Genomic DNA, 8,554 nt, shown 5'->3' with positions numbered 1-8,554 from the left:
TATTCGTTCAGTTTTCAAAGGTCTACGTTGTTTGTCGCTTTGTTTCAGCAACTTTTATATCATAACAGGTTACTGAGTGAATGTCAACAACTTTTTTTCAATTAATTTTTGAAAAAGTTTTGAAACTCATTTGAAACTCAAATGACAACTTTGAAATCATAACATCCAGCAAAAAGTTTGTCAAACATTATTTTTCGTTGTCATAGCAACTTGTCTTAACAACGTTATTGATAATATCATACTGAAATATAATGTCAAACACTTTTCATCATTTTTTCAAAATAATTTCAGTATAATGAAAAACGGACTAGCAAATCGCTAGTCCATCGTTACTTCTATTCCAAAATGGTCACTAATCTTAATATCGTTGACGTCATCAAAAACAACCTTGTAGCTGGCTATTTCAAATTTTTTACTAGCGAACACATAATCAATCCTTAAACCTGATCGATTCTGAGCCCAGCCATCAATCGCTTCTTCAACTGTACATTCTCCGGTTGTCTTTTTTGCCGCTACGAAGGCGTCTTGCAAATCTAAAGAACTTTTTGTCACCAAGTCATATCCTTCATTGATCTTTTTAGCATCGTTGTTAAAATCTCCAACAACTAATAAAGAACCGCTTTTTGCTTTCAACTTTTCTTCTAACGTTTGCCATTCGGGTGCAAAAGAATCATCAAAGCCCCGCCACCAAGAAAGATGTACATTCGCGATTACTATTTGTTCTTGATTCACGGTCGTTTCGCCAATCACTACTTTCCTTGTATGGTAATCAGCCGGATTAGAACTTTTTGAAACAAAATGGCTTTCTACTATTAAGGGCGTTTTAGATAGCAAACCAATTCCTTCATGAAAACGATCATAGCCGATATGGTTATAACTCCAATTCCAATAGTAGTAACAGCCCAGTTCTTTTAAATGCTCGGTCAAGCAAAACAGAAAATTATTTTGACGAATCGCTTGCTGTTTTTCCGTTGGTTGAAAATAGCTATCGACAGTTACCAATGGGCTTGCAATTCCTTGATTTACCTCTTGCAAACCCACAAGGTCATACTTTTCTTTAGCGATTCGTTGTGCCAATACGTGAATTTGTCGTTGATCATCCGCTTCCATCCAGCTATGCGTGTTTAGAGTTAATACTTTGATCCTTCTCGCCTCACTTTAATAATCAAACTTTCCAATCGTTTCCCCACGAGAAACAAGTCCAGTTTTATCATAATGGTAATCTTCAATCTTGTCACCATTTGTGAACACAACGATCATCGTCGTCTTTTTACCGCTTGCTTGAATCTTAGCCAAATCGGCAGTTGCTACGATTTTCCCTGCTTTTACTTTCTCACCTTCACGGACCTTAATCTCAAATGCTTCACCACCAAGATCAACAGTGTCGATCCCCATATGCAGCAACACTTCGATTTCATCATCAGTCTTGATCCCGATTGCGTGTTTAGTTGGGAAAATTGAAACAATCGTACCGGCGACCGGACTTGCTATCTCACCATTTTCTGGAATGACAGCAAACCCTTCGCCCATCATTTTTTGTGAAAAGACTTCATCTTGAACACGATCAATGAGAATCAGTTCCCCGTTGGCAGGAGCTACAAATTCTTGATGCGCCCCTTTAAAGACAACTGCTGATTTTTCAGGCTCAGCTGTTACCGGCTGCGTGTCACTAGTTGGAATGGTCGCTCCCGAGTCCAAGAGGTCCTGAATATCTGATTTCAAAATATCCGCTTTTGGACCATACACTGCTTGAACTCCGTTATCTTTTACTAATAACCCCATTGCTCCAGCCTTTTTCCAAGCCTCTTCATTGCCTACCACCCCATTATCAGCAACCGTCACTCGTAAACGGGTCATACACGCATCAACATCGGTAATGTTTTGCGGACCACCTAATAAGTTAATAATTTTTACGATCTGAGAATCTGCTGAGGCTGTTCCATTACTTCCATCACTAACACTGTCGTCGTTGTCTACTTCATAATTCCCATTTCTTCCTGGAGTCGCATAATTGAATTTCTTAATCATAAAGTTTGCGAAGAAATAAGTGAATACACCAAAGGCAATACTTGTTAAGACGAAATTCAATAAATCATTTCCTAACCCTGCCCGAATTGCCATCGGCACGCGGGTCAACAATTCAATATTTCCAAATGAATGAACCCGTAAATGAATCAAGTCTGCCATCGCAAAGGCGGCCCCTTGAATCACGGCATAGCAGGCATAGAGCGGGACTGCTACAAACATGAACATGAATTCCAAAGGTTCTGTAACACCGGTCAAGAACACCGCAACCGCGGCAGAAAGGAACATCGATTTGTATTTTTTCTTCTTATCAGGGTCAACATTGCGATACATCGCTAACGTCATTCCCATTAAGATACCAGTAGAACCGATCATTTGACCAACTTTGAAACGAGCGGGTGTCCATTGCGTCAATACATGTTGATACTGTGACATATCGCCATTGTTTTTCAAGTTGACTAAGTCGGTTGCCCACGCTAACCACAACGGATCTTGACCAAACACTTGGCTGCCCGCTTGTGCACCAGTCAAAATTTCATAGGTTCCACCTAGTTGCGTATAGTTCATCGGAATCGTCAACATATGGTGCAAGCCAAACGGGAGAAGCAGCCGTTCAAGCGTTCCATATAAGAAAGGAGCCAAAATCGGTGCCGTATCTTGAGAATTGGCAATCCACTTACCAAAGTCATTGATCCCTGTTTGAATCACTGGCCAAATGAACGCCAAAACCAGAGCAACGATCACAGAGCGAAGAATGACAACAAACGGGACAAACCGTTTTCCATTGAAGAAAGTCAAAACTTCTGGTAATTTACGGAAGTTATAATATTTATTGTAGGCAGTCGCTCCAACAAACCCAGCAATAATCCCGACGAAAACCCCCATATTCAACGCTGGAGCTTCTAAAACACTAGTGAAATACCCATCCACCATAATTTTTTGTCCGAATAAGGTATGGGTTATCGCATTAGGATCCGCTAACATCTCAGCAGTCACGCCGAAAATCGCACCGGTAATTCGATTAATTAAAATGAATGATAGCCCCGCTGCAAATGCACCACCCGCACGTTCTTTCGCCCAACTACCGCCTATCGCTAACGCAAATAGTAAATGAAGATTGCCGATGATCGCCCAACCAATGTTTTCAATCACACCACCGGTTGTCACCAACCATCCTAGGTTTGCATCAATCAATGGTAGTGATTTTCCAATACTGATCATCAAACCAGCTGCTGGCATAACCGCAATTACCACCATCAAGGCCTTCCCAAATTTTTGCCAAAACTCAAAACTAAAAATCTTTTTGATCCCCTTCATGCTTGTTCCTCCTATTTTCGATGACGAAATTTAACGCAATCGGTTTCGTTACATTGCATTATATACTCATTACTCTACTTTGTAAACTCTTCCAATTAAATAATTATATTTTGAAATTTATTGTTTGCCTACTGAATATTTTACAATTCATAGTCGAACACTTGACTTGCGCAACCGATTGCGTTTATGATAAGGCTAAGAAAACTTAAGGAGGACTATCATGAATAAAGTTCAACGTCTTTTTGAAATCGATCCTTGGAAAATCAGCACTACACACTTAGATAGAGAAAACCGCTGCTTGCAGGAGTCGCTAACCAGCATCGGTAACGGTTACATGGGGATGCGTGGAAATTTTGAAGAAAGCTACAGCGGTACCCATCATCAAGGAACCTATCTAGCTGGTATTTGGTTCCCTGATAAAACACGAGTAGGTTGGTGGAAAAATGGGTACCCGGAGTACTTTGGTAAAGTCATCAACGCGATGGATTTCTTACAAATGAAATTATACGTGAATGATCATGAAATCGATCTTGCTGTAGACGAGTTAGCAGACTTTTATTTGGAATTAAATATGAAAAATGGTGTTCTGACTCGCAGCTTTGTCGTTACAATTGATGACGCTAAAGTTCGTTTTACTTTCCAACGTTTCTTAAGTATCGTCAAAAAGGAATTAGCGGTTATTCGTCTGACTGCTGAAAGTCTATCAGGAGCCGCCCATCTAAAAGTGGTCTCTAAACTGGATAATAATGTGCAAAATGTGGACAGCAATTATGAGGAGATGTTCTGGCTCGAAAAAAAACGTGGACAACAAGAAGATATCAGCTTCTTAACCACTCAAACTGTACCAAATAATTTCGAGATTGAACAATTTTCCGTGACAGGTGCCATGAAGCATTTAACTTCATCAACCGGACTACAACAAGATGCCAAATTAGAAGTCGCTGAAAGTTTCAATTATGACCTAAAAGCAAACCAACCCATCCAATTGGAAAAACGTGTCGTGATTCTAACGAGTCGTGATGTGCCAGAAGCAGAGCAAAAAGAAACAGCGATGGCTTTGCTTAAAGAATACAACGCTTCTTATGAAGACCTATTAGCAGAGCAAAACAATGCTTGGACCGATCGTTGGACCTTAGCCGATGTCTTGATCAATGGTGATGATGAAGCTCAACAAGGCATTCGTTTTAATATTTTCCAACTCTTCTCTACTTATTACGGCGAAGATCCCCGTTTGAATATCGGACCAAAAGGCTTTACTGGCGAAAAGTATGGCGGAGCGACTTATTGGGATACGGAGGCCTATGCCGTACCAATGTATCTGGGCATTGCTGATCCTAATGTTACGAAAAACCTATTAAAATATCGCCACAATCAATTGCCAGAAGCACAGCACAACGCGCGGCAACAAGGCTTAAAAGGTGCCTTGTATCCAATGGTGACCTTCACTGGGGTCGAATGTCACAATGAATGGGAAATCACCTTTGAAGAAATTCATCGAAACGGAACGATCGCTTACGCCATTTATAATTACACTACTTACACCGGTGATGAAGAATACATTCAAAAAGAAGGTTTGGAAGTATTGACGGAGATCGCTCGTTTTTGGGCCGATCGTGTCCATTTTTCTAAACGTCAGCAAAAATACATGATCCACGGTGTTACAGGCCCCAACGAATATGAAAACAATATCAATAACAACTGGTACACAAACTATATCGCTTCTTGGGTATTGTCTTATACGCTAGAAAATTATAAAAAATACCAAGCTCAAACAACGGTCACGATTACACCAGAGGAACAAGCGAAATGGCAGGATATTGTCGCTCGAATGTATTACCCAACGGATGAAGAACTGGGAATTTTCGTACAGCATGATACCTTCTTAGACAAGGATCTAATGCCTACTTCTGAACTTGATCCGGCAGAACGTCCGCTGAATCAACATTGGTCATGGGATAAAATTCTACGTTCTTGCTTCATTAAGCAAGCCGATGTTTTACAAGGAATCTATTATTTTGGCGATCAATTCACAATGGAAGAGAAACGGAAGAACTTTGAATTCTACGAGCCGATGGCAGTTCATGAATCGTCTCTTTCTGCTTCGATTCATGCCATTTTAGCCGCAGAATTAGGTTTGACGGACAAATCAATGGAGATGTACCAACGAACAGCTCGTTTAGACCTTGACAATTACAACAACGATACTGACGATGGTCTTCACATCACTTCAATGACAGGCAGCTGGTTAGCGATCGCTCAAGGCTTCGCTCAAATGAAGACCAGCACCGGAGAACTTAGCTTTGCTCCAATCCTGCCGAAGGAATGGAAAGACTACTCTTTCCATGTAAACTATCGTGGTCGCTTGTTAGCCGTATCAGTTAATCAAAAAGAAGTGACAATCGACTTGAAAGATGGATCGGCATTGGCTATGATGCTTTATGGGAAAGAAATTACGTTAGAGAATACGCTAACTGTTTCTCTTAAACAGGAGGAATCACATGTTTAAAGGAGTCTTATTCGATTTGGATGGCGTCATTACAGATACCGCCGAATATCATTACTTGGCATGGAAAAAACTGGCAGATGAATTAGGGATCACTATCGATCGTGCATTTAATGAAAAACTAAAAGGTGTCAGCCGCGAAGATTCATTACGTTTGATCCTAACCCACGGAAAACGAGAAAATGACTTTTCTCAGAAAGAATTTGATCAATTAGCGAAACGTAAAAACGATAACTATGTAGAAATGATTCAGGCGGTCTCCCCTAAGGATGTCTACCCTGGGATCTTAGACTTATTGACGGATTTAAAACAGGCAGGAATCAAAATTTCTTTGGCTTCCGCTAGTAAAAACGGGCCATTTCTATTAAAGCAAATGAAACTGACTAAGTATTTCGACGGCATCGCCGATCCTGCTACGATCAAAGCTGGAAAGCCTGCACCGGATATTTTTATTTTGGCTGCAGAAGTTGTAAACTTACGGCCAGAAGATTGCATCGGAATCGAAGACGCTCAAGCTGGAATCACTGCGATCAAAGCCAGTGGTGCACTGCCAATTGGTGTCGGCAAGGCCCAACAGCTTGGCGATGATATTGCTCTAGTTACCTCGACCAACGCGTTAACAATTGATTTTCTAAAAAAACATTGGCAGAACTAATATTAAGAAAGGAGAGCAGAAAATGACAGCAACCGTAAAAGACGTGGCAAAAAAAGCGAAAGTCTCTCCTTCGACTGTCTCGCGTGTAATCAATGATCATCCTAGTATCTCGTCTGAAACGAAACAACGCGTCCGTAAGATTATGGATGACATGGGCTATTTTCCAAATATTACGGCTCGCAACCTAGGTAAACAACGGGCGAATTCCTTAGGGGTAATTTTACCGCCATTGGATTCGCGGGAGCGTTTAGGCAATCCCCTTTATTTAGAATTGCTCAATGCAGTCAATGCAACGGCAGCGGAGTTTCAAGTGACAACTGCTGTTGCTTCGGCAGAAAACAGTGCTACTTTACTGGAAAATGTCATTCGTATGCATCGACAAAAACAAGTCGATGGGTTTATTTTAGCTTATTCAGAAAAAGATGATCCAGTTTCAGACTATCTTTTTCAAAACCAAGTACCATTTACGTTGATTGGGCGACCCGCCAAACGTGAGGCTGATATCGTTTACGTAGATAACGATAATCAACTATTAGGCAAACAAGCTACGGAACATTTGATTGAGAAAGGTCATAAAAATATTTTATTCGCCTCTAATGTCAATCAAGAAGTAATCTTTTTCGAACGTTATTTTGGCTATCAGGAAGCCATGATGCTTCAAGGCCTTCCAACACATCAACCATTAACAATGTTGCACCCAGAAGATTACACACAATTTCCGGAAGTAATCAAGGCCACTGGCGCCACGGCACTTGTCGTTATTGATGATATCTTTGCCTTACGAATGATCCAATTGGCAACACTACATGGCTATAAGGTTCCCGACGATTTGTCTGTTATTAGTTTCAATAATTCGATTTTCGCAACACTAGTTCATCCCTATTTAACGACGATCGATATTGATATTTCGGATCTAGGACGTTTAGGAACACAAAAACTCATGGAGCAGATTGAACAAAAACAATCTAGCGGCGTACAACTCGTTGTACCACATCACTTAGTTCAACGAGAAACAGTTCGTTCAATTTAAATAATCATTAAAAGCGACTTGCCCAGCTTGAGGCAAGTCGTTATTTTGTTTATACTAGCAAAAAATGTGGAAAGGTGCTGTCGCGGATGTTGGTCTTGATTCTTATGATCCTAGCTTTACTCTATTGTCATTATCAAACCTACCGTTTAGTGGAAAAACATTTTAAAGTCACGAAGAACGCAGCTGCATTACATGTTGAAGCAGGAAAGAAAAAGGGCCTGACGATCGCTCAAATCAGCGATAGTCACTTCTCTTCTTTTTATTCGCCTAAGCGGTTTGATAAAATCGTGAAAAAGCTTAATCAAGCAGAACCAGATATCGTTTTATTCACGGGCGATTTAATTGAAAATTATAAGTATTGGCAAAGCCGGGATACCCAAGAAATCATCCAACAATTAGCCAACATTCAAGCACCAAAAGGAAAATTCGCTATTCTTGGAAATCACGACTATCGTTCGGATGGCAGTAATGCCGTCAGTCAATTGCTTGAAGCAGGCGGCTTTACTTTGCTTACGAACCAAAGCACACTAGTGGACCAGCTGAGCCTAACGGGAATTGATGATAGCCAAGAAGGCACCCCCGATTATTCGGTCACTCCATTTAAAACTTATTTCTCAATCCTGATGGTTCATGAGCCGGATCAAGTGAAACAGTTGCCAGAGCTTTCACCCTTTGATTTGATCTTAGCAGGACATAGTCATGGTGGGCAAATCCGCTTCCCGCTATTCACTTACAAAAATTTTGGCTCAAAAACCTACGATCAAGGAGTTTACAAATTGACGGCCACCACTAGCCTCGTTGTGAATACCGGGTTAGGCACAACGGGTCCGCCCTTGCGTTTTCGCGTGATTCCCGAAATTTTATATTTCCATATTTAAAAAGAGTTTGAAAGCGATCCTTCACAGGAAAACTTCCAAACTCTTTTTATGCCCGTATTTTTTGCTTAATGTAACCTGAATTCCCGGAATTTATAACGAGGGAGGGGCAACCCCTAACGCCTCATATAATTCCTTCTGCTTCGTCG

Annotated in this window: 6 protein-coding genes; 4 read left to right on the top strand and 2 right to left on the bottom strand. The window is 40.8% G+C overall.

Annotated elements, in window-relative coordinates; all coding sequences use genetic code 11:
- Nucleotides 1-318: 318 nt before the first annotated feature.
- Both FFM67_RS12105 and FFM67_RS12100 read right to left on the bottom strand, forming a co-directional pair.
- A complete protein-coding gene (locus tag FFM67_RS12105; RefSeq protein WP_137614793.1) occupies nucleotides 319-1,110 on the bottom strand; it encodes an endonuclease/exonuclease/phosphatase family protein in 792 nt (263 codons plus the stop codon).
- A 48-nt stretch (nucleotides 1,111-1,158) separates the two neighbouring features.
- Nucleotides 1,159-3,333 carry a PTS transporter subunit IIBC gene (locus FFM67_RS12100; RefSeq protein WP_137614794.1) on the bottom strand — a complete coding sequence of 725 codons (2,175 nt, stop codon included), beginning with the start codon at nucleotides 3,331-3,333 and terminating at the stop codon, nucleotides 1,159-1,161.
- A gap of 229 nt (nucleotides 3,334-3,562) precedes the next feature.
- Here FFM67_RS12100 and mdxK point away from each other — a divergent pair, with 229 nt between their 5' ends.
- The 4 genes from mdxK (at nucleotide 3,563) to FFM67_RS12080 (ending at nucleotide 8,408) form a co-directional block, all read left to right on the top strand.
- On the top strand, nucleotides 3,563-5,848 hold the full coding sequence (gene mdxK / locus FFM67_RS12095) for a maltose phosphorylase MdxK (protein WP_137614792.1): 2,286 nt from the start codon (nucleotides 3,563-3,565) through the stop codon (nucleotides 5,846-5,848).
- On the top strand, nucleotides 5,841-6,500 hold the full coding sequence (pgmB, locus tag FFM67_RS12090) for a beta-phosphoglucomutase (RefSeq protein ID WP_137614791.1): 660 nt from the start codon (nucleotides 5,841-5,843) through the stop codon (nucleotides 6,498-6,500). Before mdxK ends, pgmB begins: the two co-directional genes overlap by 8 nt.
- A 22-nt stretch (nucleotides 6,501-6,522) precedes the next feature.
- Complete coding sequence (locus tag FFM67_RS12085) at nucleotides 6,523-7,530, top strand: LacI family DNA-binding transcriptional regulator (protein WP_137614790.1); 1,008 nt, start codon at nucleotides 6,523-6,525, stop codon at nucleotides 7,528-7,530.
- A gap of 86 nt (nucleotides 7,531-7,616) precedes the next feature.
- Complete coding sequence (locus tag FFM67_RS12080; protein WP_137614789.1) at nucleotides 7,617-8,408, top strand: metallophosphoesterase; 792 nt, start codon at nucleotides 7,617-7,619, stop codon at nucleotides 8,406-8,408.
- The last annotated feature ends 146 nt before the right edge of the window (nucleotides 8,409-8,554 follow it).

Source organism: Enterococcus viikkiensis, from assembly GCF_005405345.1.
Taxonomy (GTDB): Bacteria; Bacillota; Bacilli; order Lactobacillales; family Enterococcaceae; genus Enterococcus_A; species Enterococcus_A viikkiensis.
The sequence above is the reverse complement of the archived record's forward strand: the minus strand, read 5'-3'. Positions and strand labels throughout refer to the sequence as shown.

What these genes read in the sequence shown, in the direction of transcription:
- FFM67_RS12105 (WP_137614793.1), bottom strand. Translation starts at nt 1,110, where the DNA reads ATGGAAGCGGATGATCAACGACAAATTCACGTATTGGCACAACGAATC.
- mdxK (WP_137614792.1), top strand. Translation starts at nt 3,563, where the DNA reads ATGAATAAAGTTCAACGTCTTTTTGAAATCGATCCTTGGAAAATCAGC.
- pgmB (WP_137614791.1), top strand. Translation starts at nt 5,841, where the DNA reads ATGTTTAAAGGAGTCTTATTCGATTTGGATGGCGTCATTACAGATACC.
- FFM67_RS12085 (WP_137614790.1), top strand. Translation starts at nt 6,523, where the DNA reads ATGACAGCAACCGTAAAAGACGTGGCAAAAAAAGCGAAAGTCTCTCCT.
- FFM67_RS12080 (WP_137614789.1), top strand. Translation starts at nt 7,617, where the DNA reads ATGTTGGTCTTGATTCTTATGATCCTAGCTTTACTCTATTGTCATTAT.